This is a genomic window from Mucilaginibacter sp. P4_D1, assembly GCF_056401935.1.
In genome coordinates this window covers 50,441-66,613 of sequence record NZ_JBFUIJ010000011.1, presented here as the reverse complement: position 1 = coordinate 66,613, position 16,173 = coordinate 50,441, and the positions used below count along the sequence as shown (strand labels likewise).

10 protein-coding genes are annotated in these 16,173 nt (G+C 41.9%); 5 read left to right on the top strand and 5 right to left on the bottom strand.

Features of this window, described 5'->3' with window-relative positions; translation table 11 throughout:
* Positions 1–91 precede the first annotated feature (91 nt).
* Positions 92–799: an RNA ligase family protein gene (locus tag AC1DV1_RS12420; protein ID WP_477359479.1), complete on the top strand. Its 708-nt coding sequence runs from the start codon at positions 92–94 to the stop codon at positions 797–799.
* Positions 771–1,898: an AAA family ATPase gene (locus tag AC1DV1_RS12415; RefSeq protein WP_477359476.1), complete on the top strand. Its 1,128-nt coding sequence runs from the start codon at positions 771–773 to the stop codon at positions 1,896–1,898. The genes AC1DV1_RS12420 and AC1DV1_RS12415 overlap by 29 nt, the downstream gene beginning before the upstream one ends.
* Here AC1DV1_RS12415 and AC1DV1_RS12410 read toward each other — a convergent pair whose 3' ends face one another.
* From AC1DV1_RS12410 to AC1DV1_RS12395, 4 genes are all read right to left on the bottom strand, one after another.
* Entirely contained in the window at positions 1,899–2,462 is a 564-nt protein-coding gene (locus tag AC1DV1_RS12410) for a hypothetical protein (protein WP_477359473.1), read from the bottom strand.
* A gap of 257 nt (positions 2,463–2,719) precedes the next feature.
* Positions 2,720–3,181, bottom strand: a complete 462-nt coding sequence (locus AC1DV1_RS12405; RefSeq protein ID WP_477359470.1) for a DUF1569 domain-containing protein — start codon at positions 3,179–3,181, stop codon at positions 2,720–2,722.
* Positions 3,182–3,284: 103 nt separating this feature from the next.
* Entirely contained in the window at positions 3,285–4,496 is a 1,212-nt protein-coding gene (locus AC1DV1_RS12400; protein WP_477359467.1) for an alkaline phosphatase family protein, read from the bottom strand.
* Between the two features lie 105 nt (positions 4,497–4,601).
* A complete protein-coding gene (locus AC1DV1_RS12395; RefSeq protein WP_477359463.1) occupies positions 4,602–8,789 on the bottom strand; it encodes a hybrid sensor histidine kinase/response regulator in 4,188 nt (1,395 codons plus the stop codon).
* A 346-nt stretch (positions 8,790–9,135) separates the two neighbouring features.
* On the opposite strand from AC1DV1_RS12395, the gene AC1DV1_RS12390 reads away from it, so the two are divergent.
* The 3 genes from AC1DV1_RS12390 to AC1DV1_RS12380 all read left to right on the top strand — a co-directional run bounded on the left by AC1DV1_RS12390 (position 9,136) and on the right by AC1DV1_RS12380 (position 11,863).
* Complete coding sequence (locus tag AC1DV1_RS12390) at positions 9,136–10,518, top strand: OmpA family protein (protein WP_477359460.1); 1,383 nt, start codon at positions 9,136–9,138, stop codon at positions 10,516–10,518.
* Between the two features lie 226 nt (positions 10,519–10,744).
* A complete protein-coding gene (locus AC1DV1_RS12385) occupies positions 10,745–11,161 on the top strand; it encodes a response regulator (RefSeq protein WP_477359457.1) in 417 nt (138 codons plus the stop codon).
* A gap of 135 nt (positions 11,162–11,296) precedes the next feature.
* Positions 11,297–11,863: a Crp/Fnr family transcriptional regulator gene (locus AC1DV1_RS12380; protein WP_477359454.1), complete on the top strand. Its 567-nt coding sequence runs from the start codon at positions 11,297–11,299 to the stop codon at positions 11,861–11,863.
* Here the strand turns inward: AC1DV1_RS12380 and AC1DV1_RS12375 are convergent.
* Complete coding sequence (locus AC1DV1_RS12375; protein WP_477359451.1) at positions 11,856–16,076, bottom strand: hybrid sensor histidine kinase/response regulator; 4,221 nt, start codon at positions 16,074–16,076, stop codon at positions 11,856–11,858. The genes AC1DV1_RS12380 and AC1DV1_RS12375 overlap by 8 nt on opposite strands.
* Positions 16,077–16,173 lie beyond the last annotated feature (97 nt).

Here is a 16,173-nt window from a genome sequence, read left to right as displayed (position 1 = left end):
ATCTCATTAGCATAAAAAATGTTTAATGATCTTCCCCCATACCCGCGGGGAGGAAACAGATTTACTATTTCCATTTCTTAAATTTTACAACATGGCTATTTCACAAAAATATGGTCGTACGTATCATTACCCGTTTTCGCCCGGCACTACCAGCGACGACAGGATACAGCACGACTACTGGGCGCATCTGCAGCAGATACCCCAATTAATACATACCGAAAAACTGGATGGCGAAAATAATTGCCTGTCGAAATATGGTGTTTTTGCGCGCTCACATGCCGCGCCAACGGTTTCGCCGTGGACAGAAAGTATCCGCCGCTTTTGGCAATTGATTAAAAACGACCTGGGCGACCTGGAGATTTTTTTAGAGAACCTTTACGCGGTACATTCCATCGAATACCATAACCTGGACAACCATTTTTATGTATTCGGCATCCGCGAGCATGACCGCTGGTTAAGTTGGGACGAAACCCGGTTTTATGCCGCAATGATAGGCTTGCCAACCGTGCCCGAGCTTGCCGTTATAACAACACCGGCAAGCCAGCAGGTTTTTGAAAAAGATGTACTGGCTTTAACCGCGGGCAGGGGCACACTGGAACCGCACGATATTACTACCGGCGCGCCAACAACCATTGAGGGCATTGTTACCCGTAACGCCAACGGCTATGCTGTTGACGATTTTGCCCATAATGTATTTAAATACGTACGCAAAGGGCACGTTAAAACTGACGAACACTGGACGCGCAGCTGGAAACGCGCCCGCTTAAAAAATGAAGGAGGTACCTATGTGGGCCATTAATGAACATAAAGACTGGGACAGCCTGGCAACCCGTTTTGAATGGGTAAGCAGGATGGAAGGCGTGCAGCAAGATCCCATTTACCATGCGGAAGGTGACGTGGCTATCCACACGCAAATGGTGCTGGCGGCTTTGATTGCCCAAGCTGCATATCAGCAACTGCCTGCACAGGAGCAGGAGATATTATGGGCTGCCGCATTGCTGCACGATGTTGAAAAATACAGCACCACGGTGGTTGAGCCGGATGGGCGTATTACATCAAACGGCCATGCGCGTAAAGGCGCCATGACGGCCAGGCAAATTTTGTACAGAGATGTACCCGCCCCGTTTGCCATTAGGGAGCAGGTAGTGGGTTTGGTGAGGTACCACGGCCTGCCGCTTTGGGTATTTGAGAAACCCGACCCGGCAAAGGCTTTAATTATGGCCAGCATGGAGGTTAATACCGAATGGCTTGCTTTATTGGCGCGTGCCGATGTATTGGGGCGTACCTGTGCCGACCACGAGGAAATGCTTTTTAAAGTTGACTGCTTTGAAGCCTTTTGCCGCGAGCAGAACTGCTGGGGAACTGCACGTAATTTTGTCAATGACGATGCCATGATGTACTACCTGCAGCATGACGATGCATACGCAGAATATGTGCCTTTTGAGCTGGCTGCCTTTGAAGTAATATTGATGAGTGGCTTGCCGGGCGCCGGTAAAAACACGTTTATCAAAAAACATTACCCGGATATGCCGGTGGTGTGTTTAGACGATATCAGGTCGGCGCGGGGAATTTCGCCAACAGATAAGTCTGGTAATGGCCAGGTAGTACAGGAGGCTAAGGAGCTGGCCAGGATTTACCTGCGTAAGCAAACCGGTTTTATATGGAATGCCACCAACACCACCCGGCAGATGCGGAAGCAACTGGTTGATTTGTTTACCGCCTATAAAGCCAGGGTGAAGATAGTTTATGTAGAGGTGCCCTATACCCACCTGCACCGCCAAAACAAAAGCCGCGAGGCTGCCGTGCCAGATGCCGTACTGGATAGGTTGATTGTTAAGCTGGAAGTACCCGCGCTTTGGGAAGCCCACCAGGTTGAATATAATTCCGTCCCTTTTTAATTAAAGGGGCGGGGTTTGGGTATTTGGATAATCGGATATCGGCTCAAATGGCACTATTTTTTCGGATGTAAGCTTTTTTAAAAGTTTATCGGCATACTTATGCGCGTAGCTTTCTTTCTGGTTTTTGGTTATTTTGTGATATAGGTCATTGCGTTTGCTCCATACTTCGTAATCTTCCTCGTCATTTCCGGGGCGCTCAACTATTTCTAAATAGTGTACGTAATGCCCAAATTCATGTGGCAGGGTGCGGTACAATTGGGTGTTTCTAACATTCCCTATGTCTAAGATAGCTGTGTAGTTTGTTTTGCCTTCTAAAAACAGGTGGCCATCTGCTTTCAGGCGATCGAGTTCCCGCCGATCATCTGAGGTTAAACTCTTACTCCAGGTGATTTTCTTTCCGCAATTAGCAGCTTCAATTATGATTGCAGGATGATAGTCGCCCTCAAATTCATACGAGTAAATTAGCCTGCCCCATACCGGTGAAATTATTTCTTCTTTCTTTTTAGGCTGCCTGAATATGATCAGCCTTAAATTGCCATAATCAACCACTGGTATTTGGGCCACAATTTTTTCAATGTCGGCAATGGAGCATGCATGTTGGCATAATCCTCTTGTCGTCTCAACCACAAAAATAAATTCGTGCCCATTTTATTAACCTAGTCACTTTGGTATAGGTATCCAGCCGTTCAAAAAAGCTTTTTGATATAGAGCACGGGTAGGGAATTTTTAATTTATTGTTACTACCATACCCTTGTTTTGGGGTGCCTATATTTCTGTTTCTTCGGATGGGGTTAAACATTGGTGCTTCATCAGTTTTTTACTTAACTTCCAAATTGTGTTAAGTGGTGGTCAACGTGTTTATAAAACATGTTATTCCATTCCTCAATTTTTAAAGGCCCAAAAGAATGCGAAATTTTTCCGTCGAACTCCTGTTCGCCAAGTTGCTGTGTTTTTTGGATGTAGCCAATAAGCCTGGTTTTTTCGGTCTCAAAATCCCTTTCGGTAGTGATGATGAAGGCAGGGGCAGTAGGGCCGTTATGTTTGTAAGGTGCTTCGCTTACTACTTTGTTTTTTACCAGCAGTTTCAGGATCAGCTTCATAAAACCATTGGGTTTGGGGTGTTTTTCCGGTTCGTAAACCATTTCGTACGATACACAACAATGTGCAAGCATTTGCGATACATTCATTTTACCCCATTGCGGAGTGGTGCCTGGCGTAAGGGTATTAATCCTTTGGATAATACCATCAGCAACGGGCTGCGAAAAAATATTGGGTAAGGCCATAATGGTTGTTTTATGTTGATTTAACGAATTTTAAGCTATGACGATGCTGTAACTCAATATAGGACAAAAGGTAAAACATTTTTTCTATTATCCTGTAATTTGATTACCAGTACTTTTTATCCATCAACCAGGCAGCCAGGTCTTTATTATAGTTAAAGAATGATGAGGGCGGAAGCTTGTTGGCATTGAGAATAATAAGCGGCACATTAATTTCATAAACCGAGCCATGGCTGCGGTAAGTTGCCGGCAAATCTTCAGTAGCATGGTTTTCCAGATCGCCAAAAACAGTAGTGGAATCACCTAAAACTATAAGGTCGCCGATGCGGTTAGGCGGCAGGTGATACTGTTTAGCTGCTTCGACACGGGTTAGTACCTTTTGTACTCCTTTTAATTGATATAGCGCCGTTTTTACCGTTTGTAAATCGTTGGCGTTATTCAGGTAAACATACGATGCCCCGCCAAAGCCACGATGATGCTTAAAGTATTTATCCTTTTCGGGGCTTAGCGCTAATTTTATGCCGACCTGCTGTTCAAGCAGCGCTTTTTGAATATCGATACACCGGCTTTTATGGTTTACATCATGATCGGCCGTGATCAGGATGGTGGCATCCGGCGCTGCCTCATTAATTTGGCGGATATAGTTATCTATATTTTGCAGGTGTTTGATGGAGTTGCTGTCCGTTGGTGCCCAGGTATGCATTGGATAATCGGTGGTGTGGATGTAAATGCAGCCAATATCCTTACGTTTTTTTAACAGGTAGATGGCCGCCTTCATCGACCAATAGTTTACCCCGGCGCTGTAAATGCTATCGGGTTTTCCAATTTTGTTTGTCCATGAAGTATCAGCAGTTTCGGGTGAAACTACGATGTCGGTGCCCTCAGAAAGCAGGGTGGTGCTTTTCTTTTTGCTCGATATCAGCGCCGATTTAATATGATATTTTTTAAGCTTTTGGAAAATAGTAGGGGCAAGTACCAGGTGTTTATCTTCCATAAATTCCTCCTGGCCTTTATCGTTCAAAAAAAAGTTGCCGCTTATGCCGTTAACTTCCGGAAAAGTGCTGGTACATATGGATGTGTTGTTGGCGTTGGTAACCGTAGGCATCAACGCGCTTACCGGTTTAAAAAAGCCTTTTTGAATCATGCTTTTTAAATAAGGCATGGGTGCGTTGTTGAAATAACTCATGCCAAAACCATCAAACATAATAATAACCACCCGCTTGCCACCGTTGAATTTTACGTGTTGGGTTTGCGCGCTGGCATACAGGCATGTTAGTATGAATGCAACAACTATCAACGGGCGCTGTATAAATTTCATGGCTTTTTTTGCCCGAAATTATCAAGGAATATTTAGCTGGATTGAGTGTGCGCGTTATTTAACGGAAAGATAATGTTAGGATAATGCTAAAAAAGCTTCATTCAATTATACCCCTGCATTCACCTGTTTTCCATACTTCTCCAGCATACCAATAATTTCGGTAAGCTTCATGGGTTTGCTCAGGTAATCGTCCATGCCGGCTTGCAGGCAGGCTTCCTTGTCTTCTACCATTGCATTGGCTGTCATGGCGATAATTATTGGCTGAATGGCTACGTTTTTCCTGATGTAACGGGTTGCTTCCAGGCCGTCCATTTCGGGCATTTGGATATCCATCAGGATAACATCGTATTGCTTTGCCGCCACTGCGTCAATGGCTTCCCGGCCGTTTATAGCAATATCTGGTTGATAGCCCATTTTATTAAGTATCTGCCTGGCTACCTTTTGGTTTATCAAATTGTCTTCGGCAATCAAAATATTTAACGGGTATTTAATGGCCAGTTCTTTTGACAGTGCGTCTTTTTGAGGTTTTTGATCGGCTGCAATCGTTTTATCATTCTTTAACTGATCTATAATGTGTTTAAGCAATATGTTATGCTTGGCCGGCTTGGTTAATATTACGTTAAACAGATCAAAATCGCGTTTGGTTTGTTTATCAATGGAACTTAACAATATTAGCGGCAGGGTGGGGTGCGTGGCTTTTATTTTACGTGCCAGCTGGGCGCCATCCATCTGCGGCATATGCATATCTGTAATTACAAGCTCAATTTGGCTGTTGGTGGCTAAAATGGCTAAAGCTTCATCGCCGGAACTGGCAATTAAAGGAACAAATTTCCAATGCTTTAGCTGGTTCTCCATAATATTGCGATTGGTTGCATTGTCATCAACAACCAATACCTGTTTATTTTCCAGGTTGGCGGTATCCAGGTTAAAATTGCTTGAATTGGTTTTTATCCCAACCCTGGTTTTTATGTTAAAGCTGAACGTGGTGCCATGTGCAACCCGACTGCTTACTTTAATTTGGCCGCCCATTAAATGAATTAGTTTTTCGCTGATAACCAAACCAAGCCCTGTGCCGCCGTATTTGCGCGTTGTGCTGGAATCTACCTGCGAAAATGCCTTGAAAAGCCGCGACAATTTGTCTTCGGGTATTCCAATACCTGTGTCGCGAACGGTGAACGACAATTCAAAACCGCCATCATCTCCTGTAAGCCTGTCAACATTAATAAATATTTCGCCTTCGGTTGTAAACTTAATAGCATTGCCTACCAGGTTTATCAATACCTGCCTCAGGCGCATCGAATCGGCAATGATATGCTCTGGTACACCGGGCTCTATCTGGTAAATAAGGTCGATGTTTAGTTTTGATGCTTTATCAGCAAAAAGATCGAGTACACTTTCTACGCAATCCCGGATGTTAAAGTCATGCTCTTCCAATTCCATATTGCCCGATTCGATCTTGGAAAAATCGAGAATATCGTTGATTACCGTCAACAGGGCATCGCCCGAGTGTTTAATAGTTTCGGTGTATTCGGTCTGTTCGTCGGTAAGGTCGGTATTGGCCAGCAAGGTTGCCATTCCTATCACACCATTCATTGGTGTACGGATTTCATGGCTCATGGTAGCTAAAAATATACTTTTGGCTTTGTTGGCATTTTCAGCTTCCTCGCGGGCTTTTTCTGCCGCTTCGCGCGATCTTCTTTCTTCGATAGTAAGCTGTGTGATGCTTTCGGTGCGTTCTTTTACCTGTATTTCAAGCTGTTCTTTTTGCTGCCTTACAGCGCGCATCCGGTATTTAAAAAAGCCGTAAATTAAACCGGCAAATGCCAAAACACCAAGAGTATCAAACCACCAGGTAAGCCAGAATGGCGGTATAATAGTTATTTGAAGCGGAGTTGTTACCGGCGACCATAATCCCTGGCTATTGCGGTATTTCAGCCGTACATGGTAGGTGCCAGGTGCAAGGTTGGTATATAAAGCTGTGTTATGGTTACCAATATAATTCCATTCCTTATCAAAGCCGTCTAAATAGTAGGCGTACTGCTTTCTGTCAGTTGATGCGTAGTCAAGTGCCGCAAATTCGAAAGAAAACACGGATTGTTTATACGATAGCGTGAGGTTGCGGGTATCGGTAATATCATTTTTTAACGGCGAGGGGTCCTGCGCGTTTACCGCGATGGTAAGCGGTTTGTTAAATAATTGAAAGGAGGTGATAACCAGGGGGGCAAAGCCGGCCTTTTTAAGTACCTTTTCAGGCGAAAAAGAATTAAATCCATTAATGCCGCCAAAATAAATAGTTTTATCAGTTGTTTTTAAGGCCGAATGGGGTTTGTACTCGTCGCCCTGCAGGCCATCCTCTGTACTGTAGTTATAAAAGGTTTTATTTTCAGGATCAAATTTGGATAGCCCGCCGTTGCTGCTTATCCAGAGTTTGCCGGCATCGTCGGCCCTTATGGCATAAATGATATCGCTTGGTAAGCCGTCTTTTTTTGTAAATGTAGTAAAGTGTTTGCTTGACAGATCAAAAAGGTTGAGGCCCGATAGTGTAGCCAGCCAAAGCCGGCCTTTATTATCTTCAAAAATATCGGTTACGCCATTGTTACTTATGCTGTTCGTCTTTTCGTCGTGAACAAAGCGGGTGAACGTATTTGTCTTGCTGTTAAAAAGGTCCAACCCTCCATCTGAAGTGCCTACCCATATGTTGCCTTTTTTGTCTTCAAACATTACATAAGGCCTTGGGCTGCTAATAGATTTTGGATCGTTTACATCAAAATGATAATGGGTAAATACCTTGGTGTCGTGATCATAACAGTCTAATCCATCATTAAAGGTGGCCAGCCATGTCTTCCGGTTACGGGCATGTAAAATGTAATAAATATTGTTGCCGCCAATTCCCTGTAGTTTGGCGGCATCGTGCTTGTAATTGGTAAAAGTATTTTTTTTAGGATCAAATACGCTTAGTCCATCGCCCCAGGTACCAATCCAAAGTTTGCCATCAGCATCAGGCTTTACTGTAAGTACATAATTACCGGTTATGCTGTTTTTTCCATCGGGCGTTTGTTTATAGGCCTTAAACGTTTTAGTTACCGGGTCAAACTTGTTTATTCCGCCGCCATCAGTGCCAATCCAAATTTTATGGTCTTTATCTTCAGCCAGGTCAAGTACGTAATTATTGGACAGGCTTTCAGGGTGACTATTATGCCGGTATAAGGTAAAGCTGGAGGTTGTTTTTTTTGATAGGTTGATGCCGCCCCCAAAAGCGCCAACCCACATATTGCCCGTCCGGTCGCGGCAAATACCGTATACCGAATTACCGTTGATACTGTTGTTATCTACCTCATCGTGCTCATAAGTGCTAAATTTGCCGGTTTGTTTATCTAACACACAAAGGCCACCGTTTTCGGTGCCTATCCATAAGTTACCATCTGTATCATTGTTTAAAGCATAAACTGTATTAGATGAAATAGCGTCGGCACGGGTTTTATCCTGTATAAAACGTTTAAATATTTTATTGGCGGGGTTAAACAAAAAAAGTCCGTCGTTTTGACTGCCCAGCCAAAGACGATGGAGTTTGTCTTCAAATATGCAGCTAATAACTACGCTGTCAGGGGTTTTTGTTACCGGATCATAGTACGGTAACTGTATGAAATTGTTTGTTTTTGGATTATAAAGGTTCAATCCGCTGCCTGTTCCAATCCAGATCCGTTGTTCTGAATCTTTGTAAACCGTGCGTACATTGTTGTTGCTCAGGCTACCGGTGTCCTTATCGCTGTGCTGGTGATGTGTAAAAGTATTGCCGCTTAAATTGTAGCGGTCGAGTCCGCCGTTTTGAGTTGCAATCCAAAGGTTACCGTTATCAAAAAGCAAACGGGTAATAATATTGTCACTAATGCTTTTGGGGTTGCTGCTATCATGTGTATAACGTATAAAACAGCCTTTGCTGCGTTGGAACATATTTAAGCCGCCTTGGGTTGCTAACCACATGTTGCCGTTATTGTCTTCAACAATATCTGTTACATTATTGTTGCTTAAAGAGTTACTGTCCTTGTCATCGTATCTGTAAGTAATAAAGCGATAACCATCATACTTATTGAGACCGTTTCGGGTAGCAATCCACATAAAACCCCGGCTATCCTGAAAAATACAGTTTACATTTATTTGCGATAGCCCTTCGGCGGTGCCCACATGCAAAAATTTAAGACTTTGGTTTTGGGCGTGGCCAATAAACGGAATTAAGCTGCAGCTTAGTATTAAAGCGCAAATAATCGGTTTAAGAATACGGTACCACTTGTACATACAACGTTGCTGATACAATTTAAATGAAAAAAGTTGCCAAAAATGGAACGGTTATAATTATCGTTCTTATACGGTTACGATAGTAATTAGTTGCTGTTAAGTTAACAGATTGAGCAATAATCAAAGATATAGTATTGGCGGCAAATATAAAATGTACTGTTTTTGATGCATTTGCTTTTTTATAACAAAATCTTAGCGTAATTGAAAGTATTATCCAATGCTTTGTAATGAAKACTGTTAACAGGTAAATGAAGGCATATTTACCACACAGGCTATTTGGGGCATTAATGTTGCAACATCATTGTTGAGGTAACCGGAAGGTGAGCCTTATACTAAACACGATAATATGAAAAAAAATTTAACAAAAGCCACATTAATTCTTACCGGATTGATGGTTGGCGGTAAATTATTCGCTCAAACTGCAGATACATCTGTTGTTACTAAAGATTATATAAAGCCATTTTCAGGTGGCGACCAGATGCGTACCTGGTCAATAGGTGTACATGGCGGTTTATTAACTCCTTTTACTGTTTTTGGAAGCAATAATAAGCAAGATTTTACCCATCCGCAGGAGCAGGTTGGATATGGTGCCTATATCAAAAAACAAATTTTGCCGTCATTTGGCCTGCAGGCCGATTTTCTTCGCGGTAAAGTTAAAGGAACCAGCAGCCAGCCAGATGGTTTAGGAAACACGGTTTATTCGCAATATGAAACAAATATTAACTGGTCTGCAGCTTTAAGCGCCAACATTACACTGGCCAATATTAACTGGAGGCACGAAAAACCTTTTATTCAACCATACTTAACAGTAGGAGCGGGTACCATGAACTATACGCCCAAAATTACCCCGGTTGGTGGCCAGCAGGTTAACTTCAAAAATACAGGTAATGGGTCAATTAACGAGGTGTATATTCCTTTAGGTTTAGGGTTGAAGTTTGACCTGGCTCCGGGAGTAAACCTTGATCTTGGTTACCAGGTTAATTTTGTTAACTCCGATAATTTCGACGGCTATAAATACGGATCCGGAAACGACAGGTTCTCGTATGCCCATATCGGTTTAGAATTTGCCCTTGGGAGCAGAAAGAAACCACAGATGGCTACACATAACCCGGTAGCATCTATGCGAACAGAGTATATGTGGCAAAACGAACAGACTAAGAATGCCTTGCAACAACAAATTGACGCTGAAAAAGCTAAAAACGATGCACTTAGAAACGATTTGAATGCTACGAATGCAAATCTTGCAAAATTAACCACCGATAGTGACGGAGATGGCGTGGCAGATGTTAATGACAAATGCCCCAATACGCCCGCCGGCACAAAAGTAGATGGCTCCGGCTGTCCGTTGGCTAAACCCGAGGTTAAAGTATATGTAACCGAGGAAGATAAGAAAGTAGTTAAAGATGCTATCAAAAATCTTGAATTTGATTTAGGTAAAGCAACCATTCGTGCACACTCATTGCCAAGCCTTGATAGGGTTGCACAATTGTTGGTTGATAAAAACTTTAGTTTAAAGCTGGCCGGGCATACCGACAATACCGGTTCAAACGATTTGAATATGCGCCTGTCAAAGGATCGTGCCGAATCAATTAAAGCTTACCTGGTAAATAAGGGAGCAAATGCCTCACGTATTGAAGCTACGGGTTATGGCCAAACGCAACCAATTGCAACCAATAAAACTGCAGCAGGCCGCCAGGCTAACCGCAGGGTTGAATTTACCTTATTTTAGGATAAGGATGGTATTTTAATATAGAAAGCCTTTTGGATGTTCCGAAAGGCTTTCTTTGTTAGTGCTAATTAATTAAAGCTGTTTTTTTATATCCCATTCGTTATTATACAAGTCAAAATACATAAGGATTTACTTTAAACTCGCGAAAAATTGCCAAAATGATTGTTTGTTTTGGCTAATAATGAAAAAATATCAAAACAATGGATGTTTAATTTGTTGTTTAAGAATGAATTACAATCAACCCACCGATGTACTGATCATAGATGACGATGTAGTTAATAATTTTATTGCCGAGACTTTAATCAAAAGGGCAAGTAAACATACCAATATAACAGTTTGTTTAAACGGCCGCGATGCCATCGAAAAGCTATTAAGTATTAAGCAAGAATCGGGTAAATTGCCTGAATTTATATTCCTTGACCTGGCTATGCCGGTAATGGATGGCTGGAAGTTCCTGGATGAATATCACCGTTTAAATATTGGCGACGGCAGCAACAGCCAGATTATTATATTATCCTCTTCTATATTCAGGCACGATATAGATCGCGCTTTAAAGCACAGCGTTGTGAAGGAATATATCAGCAAGCCACTTAATATGGAGTTAATCAGGAAGGTTTTAAAGATAGATCATCATATCAATTAATTCAGTCCGGTTTATCATTTGCCTCCGAAAATAGGGGTGAATCGAAAAGCGTCTTAAATTTTCAGTGCAATAATTTGTTATAAMGCAATTAATTGTACGCCGGAATTACCGAACTTGGGTAAATTTTTGTTTACTATGAGCACGCAGCTGAAAAACTTTATCAGTAACTACGTAAAGCTGGATGACGCTGAACTGGATGATATTGCTGGCCGGTTTAAAAAAAAGCAGCTAAGTAAAAATGAGTTTCTGTTAAAGGAGGGTGATATCTGCAGTGATCTTGTTTTTGTTCAGGATGGATGTTTAAGGCTCTTTTACCTTACCGGCGATGTGGAAATATCGGTATGGTTTGCCTTTAAAAACTCATCGGCCATTGATATTTACAGTTTTATAAGTGAAAAAGCCTCTGTTTATTTTTTACAGGCCATTGAAGATAGTGAGGTGATGTATTTGCCCAAAACCGAATTGCTAAAACTATATCAAACACATCCCAAAACGCAGGAGATGATGCGCAACTTTTGGGAGGATGCCGTGCTAAATCTTATCGATAGGTTTACTGCTTTGCAAAGAGATTCGGCCGAAGAGCGTTACCTTCAGTTACTCTCAAAGCCACCATACATTCAAAAAATCCCGCAAAAGTACCTGGCGTCGTTTATAGGCGTTACGCCAACGTCGCTCAGCCGTATCCGCAAAAATATCAGGTAATTTTAGCGTATGCATCTTTTAAAGCGGCCAATAAAAGTTCAATGTTAATGGGCTTGGACAGATAATTGTCCATACCGGCGGTAAAGCAATTGTCCTTATCCTCGCTAAGTGCGTTGGCAGTGAGGGCAATTATAATGGGTTTGGCGTCATGATTTTTTCGGATAAGCCTCGTAGCTTCAAGCCCATCAATATTAGGCATCTGGATATCCATTAATATAATTTCGTAGGGATTTTGCTCCATCATTTGCAATACTTCTTTGCCATCATTTGCCAAATCGGGCTGGTATCCCAATTTGTTCAAAACGCGGATGATGAGTTTTTGGTTCATTAAGTTGTCTTCGGCAACCAGCATCTTAAAAGGATACCCCGTTGCGAATTTTTCTGATAACAAACTTGCTTTCTTTTCGGCACTCACCACCGTTTCGTTTTTTAACACTGTTTCAATAATATTGTAAAAGTGCTGTTGTTTAACAGGCTTTGTAAGTATTGATGTAAACAGGTGCGGGTGAGTTTTTTTGCTGTCGTTGCCAATAGAACTCAATAATATTACGGGACATAAAACTGGCAGGGCCTTTATCCGGGTACCCAGGGTTATACCATCCATATCCGGCATTTGCATATCGGTTATAATCAGGTCGATATGCTTTGTGTCCGATAATACCGATAAAGCCTCCTGCCCGGATGATACGGCGATAACTTCAGTTTTCCATTTTTCAAGCAGCGTTTTTAATATCCTTAAATTGGTTTCATTATCGTCAACCACCAACACTTTTTTTCCTTCGGCTATTTTACCATTGGGTATTAACATAGCCGGGGGGAATTGCGCGCAAGTGTTACAGATGATATTGAAGGTAAAAGTGCTGCCAAATGCTTTTTTGCTTTGAACGGTGATTTGGCCCCCCATTAATTTGGCCAAACGCTCGCTAATAACCAGGCCGAGCCCGCTGCCACCATATTTACGTGTTACAGATGAGTCTATCTGGTTAAATGCTTTAAATAAATTGCCAAGCTGGTCTTCAGAAATCCCGATGCCGGTATCCCTTATTGCAAATGTTAGTTTTAAAGTATCGTCATTAATAGTTTGTGAGGTTACATATACAAACACTTCGCCTTTGTGGGTGAACTTTATGGCGTTGCCCACTAGGTTTATCAAAATTTGCCGTAAGCGCAAGCCATCTGCAAAAATGTCGGACGGTACCTGGTCGTCAATTTGATAAATCAAGTCGATGCCGGACTTGGTAGTTTTTGAAGCAAACAGGTCAAATACGTCTTCAATACATTTTCTGAGGTTAAAATTATGCGGATCGAGCTCCAGGTTGCCCGATTCAATTTTTGAGAAATCAAGAATATCGTTAATAACTGTTAACAGCGATTCGCCGCTATTTAATATAGCTTCTGTATACTCCCGTTGTTCGGTATCCAGCTTCGTATCTTCAAGTAACGATGCCATGCCCAGCACACCATTCATTGGTGTGCGAATTTCATGGCTCATGGTGGCCAGGAAAGTACTTTTGGCCATGTTGGCCTTTTCGGCCTCTTCGCGGGCTTTTTGTTCCTTCTCGCGTTGCTCAATTAACTCTTCTGACTGCGACTGTAATTCTTCTGATTGTGCCTGGTATTGTTGTGCCTGTAGCTGTAACTCTTCGTTTAAGATTTTTAAATCGCTTGTTTGCCTGCTTATTTGCGTGGTACGCTCATTAACTAATTTTTCCAGTTCGTGTTTTTGCGCATCTAAAAATTTAATCCGCAGCTTGTAAATTATATATATGCCCGCCAAAATAAATATCGCCGCCAGCGTACGAAACCACCATGTTTTCCAGAATGGGGGCACAATTATTATCTTAACAGCTGTTGCATTGTTGTTCCATACGCCATCGTTATTTGATGCTTTAACTAAAAAAGTGTACGTGCCTGGGTCAAGGTTAGTGTAAGTAACGGCGTGCTTGTTTCCTATATATCTCCATTCGGGGTCAAAACCTTCCAGCTTATAAGCGTACTTGTTCTCCTGTGGAATTGTATAGTCAAGCGCCGCGAATTCAAAAGTGAATACTGATTGGAAATGCTTGAGCCCGATTTGGCCGGCAGAGAAACCATCTTGCTTTAAAGCAGGATTTACAATTGGTAAAGGAGCCGGCTTATTAAATAAATTAAAGCCTGTTATCCTTACAACCGGAACGTTGTTGTTAAAACTTAGTTTAGTTGGGTCAATTACATTGAACCCGTTTATGCTGCCAACAGCAATTCGCCCATCAGCCAGCCTGGTACCGCTTGATAAATTAAATTCCAGGCTTTTGGCCCCATTGTGTTCGCCAAAGTTCCTAAAAGTTTTATTCACCGGATCAAAACGTGTAATACCCTTTAATGTAGTAATCCATATAAAACCTTTGTTGTCGGCTGTTAGGTAATTTACTGTGTTATTTATCAATCCGTTATCTTCGGTGTATGCCGTTATTTTCTTCGTTTTAAAATCATAACAATTTAAACCACCTTCCATGGTGCCTATCCACATGTGTTCGTTATCTTCATAAAAATAACTTATCACATTACTGGTAAGCTTGCTGTTTTCAGTATTGATCCTTGAAAACTTGCTCGTAGCCGGATCGTAGATACTTACTCCGTTGGAGTAACCACCTAACCAAATATGGCCGTCACGACTTTCGTAAAGTGCTTGAATTGAATTGTCGGCTATCGAGTTGGGATCTTTTGGGTCGTTAACCCATTTTTTTATTTTTTTTGTTTTTGTATCATAAGTATTTACACCTCCCAGGTTTGTGCCCATCCAAATGTTGCCCCTGCGGTCTTCAAGCAGGGCGTAAACAGCCGTGCTGTTTATGTTTGTTGGCCCATTTCCCATCGTAAAGTGGGTGAATAGTTTTGATTTAACATCGTACCGGTCTGCACCATTGCTGTAAGTCCCCAGCCATACCGCGTCATTTGCTTTAGTCATTAAAATACACGAGGTATAATTACTTATCAGGCTGTTTTTCGCCGAACTGTCATGGGTGTAGGTAATTCCGGTGCCTGTTGCAAGGTTGAAATAAACCAAACCAGCATCTGTAGCTAAATAAAGCTGCCCCTTATTGTCAGGAGCTAAACCCCGGATAATATTTTTTGCCGATGGTGAGTTGTTAGGCGAGGACTTAAATGAGGGGAAAATATTGAGATTTTTGTCGTACTTTAAGACCCCTTCGCTTGAGGTGCCTACCCATAATGTATGTTGCTGATCGGCAAACAGAGAGTAAATGCCATCATTTGGCATGTTTTCATTTTCAGGAGACGGTTGATTTATAGGGACAAATACTTTTTTATCCACGTTTAGCAGCTGTAATGTAGTATTGGTACCAACCCAAAGTTTTCCCGCTTTATTGGCCGATAAACTATAAATAGGATTATTGCCGGTGGCGCTATAGCGATCCGCTTCGTTGGCATAGTGGGTAAAGGTAAGGCTGCTCCTGTTAAGCAAGTTCAATCCATTGTTTGTGCCTATCCAAAGGTTATGGTGTTCGTCTTCGGTAATGGCATTTATTGAATTATTGCTGATACTTTTGTTGTTTTTAGGGTCGTGAATAAATCTTTTGAAATGTCCCGTTTTTTCGTTGTATAAATTCAGGCCGCTATCGGTACCTATCCACAGCTGGCGGTAACCATCTTCGCAGATGGAATAAACAGACGCGCTGCTCAGGCTATTGGTATCTTTGCTGTTATGAATGAAGTGTTTAAATTCGGTTTTGCCATTCATAAGCAGGTTCAGCCCATTATCTGTACCAACCCAAAGGTTGTTTTTGGTATCACTAAAAAGGCTGATGATATTGTTGTTGTTTAGGGCTGATGGCTTTTTTGGGTCGGCTTTAAAGTTTACAAATTCATCTTTTTCCCTGTCATATTTACTAAGCCCGCCCATGCGTGTCCCCACCCAGATGTTCCCTTTTTTATCTTCGCAAATGGTTAAAATGTTGTTGGCTTGTAAGCTTTTGTTGTTTTTTGACCGATGTTTATACACCGTAAACTGGTACCCGTCAAACTTGTTAAGGCCATCCTGGGTACCAAACCACATAAAGCCATAACTATCTTTTAGTATGCTTGATATTGAATTTTGCGAGATACTGTTTGAGCTGTTAACCCGGCTCATTTTTAAGCCAATGTCCTGCGAAAAGACTTTGCCATTTAACAACAGCAAAATAATGAGAAAAGCAAACAGGTGTTTATTGGACATTATTCGACGATGTTCGGCTCTTGTTTATACGCTAATTTTTATTCAAATGTTTAACAGCTTAAATTACAGTAGAATTTTTATAATTGAGGCAGCTGGC

Coding starts and splice junctions, on each gene's coding strand:
- AC1DV1_RS12420 (WP_477359479.1), top strand. CDS start 92: ATGGCTATTTCACAAAAATATGGTCGTACGTATCATTACCCGTTTTCG.
- AC1DV1_RS12415 (WP_477359476.1), top strand. CDS start 771: ATGAAGGAGGTACCTATGTGGGCCATTAATGAACATAAAGACTGGGAC.
- AC1DV1_RS12405 (WP_477359470.1), bottom strand. CDS start 3,181: ATGGCCTTACCCAATATTTTTTCGCAGCCCGTTGCTGATGGTATTATC.
- AC1DV1_RS12400 (WP_477359467.1), bottom strand. CDS start 4,496: ATGAAATTTATACAGCGCCCGTTGATAGTTGTTGCATTCATACTAACA.
- AC1DV1_RS12395 (WP_477359463.1), bottom strand. CDS start 8,789: ATGTACAAGTGGTACCGTATTCTTAAACCGATTATTTGCGCTTTAATA.
- AC1DV1_RS12390 (WP_477359460.1), top strand. CDS start 9,136: ATGAAAAAAAATTTAACAAAAGCCACATTAATTCTTACCGGATTGATG.
- AC1DV1_RS12385 (WP_477359457.1), top strand. CDS start 10,745: ATGAATTACAATCAACCCACCGATGTACTGATCATAGATGACGATGTA.
- AC1DV1_RS12380 (WP_477359454.1), top strand. CDS start 11,297: ATGAGCACGCAGCTGAAAAACTTTATCAGTAACTACGTAAAGCTGGAT.
- AC1DV1_RS12375 (WP_477359451.1), bottom strand. CDS start 16,076: ATGTCCAATAAACACCTGTTTGCTTTTCTCATTATTTTGCTGTTGTTA.